Consider the following 1,103-nt stretch of genomic DNA (forward strand, 5'->3'; position numbering starts at 1 on the left):
CAACTCAGCTACCTTTAGCCCCGATTGCAATCATTTGGTCACCGCCAGTGATGATGGCACGGCGAAAATCTATGGTCATAGTGCTGATGGATCATGGAAAGCAAAAGTGACTATTACACATGACTCTATGGTCAGCTCAGCCATCTTCAGTCCCGGTGGCACTCTTGTGGTGACCGCCAGTTATGATAACACGGCGAAAATCTATGGTCTGGAAGCTAATGGATCGTGGGTACCAAAAGCTGGAATTTCCCATGATGATTCGATCCTCTCAGCTACCTTCAGCGCTGACGGGCGCTATCTGATAACCACCGCCGGTGGTGCTGACAGTGCGAAAATCCATAGTCAGGAGGACGATGGATCATGGCTGGAGACAGGCTCCATTCCAGATATTAGTCATGTCACGTTTGCCACCTTCAGTCACGACGGCGCTCATGTGTTGACCATCGGTAAAATGCCTGAGAACGATCCGATGATGTTCCCCCCTTCCAGCCTCGATTTCCCCTACATGGTGAAAATCTGTGGCCAGAAGGCTGATGGGTCGTGGGAAGCACAGGCTGATATTCGCCATTCTAGCTGGGTCATTTCAGCCTCCTTCAGCCCCGATAGCAGCCATATTGTGACTGCCAGTATAGGTGGTACAGTGAAAATCTGTGGTCAGAAGGCCGATGAATCATGGGAACCAAAAGCCATTATTTTCCATAAAGGTTTGGTGACATCAGCCACTTTCAGCGCCGATGGCTGCCACCTGGTGACCGCCAGCCATGATAAGACGGTGAAGGTCTATGGTCTGAAGGCCGGTGGAAACTGGGAAGAACAAGTCACCATTGCTCATGACGCAGAGGTCGATTCAGCCTTCTTCAGCGCTGATGGTCGCCATGTGGTGACTGCCAGTAGAGATAAAACAGCGAAAATCATTGGCCAGCAGATCGATGGATCATGGGTAGTGAAAGCTTCCATTTCACATCAGGATGAAGTCAACTCAGCCACATTCAGTGCCGATTGTTGCCATGTGGTCACCGCCAGTCAGGATGGTGTCGCGAAAATCACCGAAATCAGGGGGGCTTTGGTGTCACCTGAACCGGCGCAGGCTGGTAGTGATTGAC

At 51.1% G+C, this 1,103-nt stretch carries 1 protein-coding gene; it reads left to right on the forward strand.

What is annotated here, in order from left to right:
• A partial coding sequence (locus KDK17_RS08240) for a WD40 repeat domain-containing protein (protein WP_257287826.1) occupies positions 1–1,102 on the forward strand: 1,102 nt, incomplete at its 5' end.
• Position 1,103: the final 1 nt, after the last annotated feature.

Origin of the sequence: Endozoicomonas sp. SESOKO2, assembly GCF_024606245.1 — a bacterium.
GTDB lineage: Bacteria > Pseudomonadota > Gammaproteobacteria > Pseudomonadales > Endozoicomonadaceae > Endozoicomonas_A.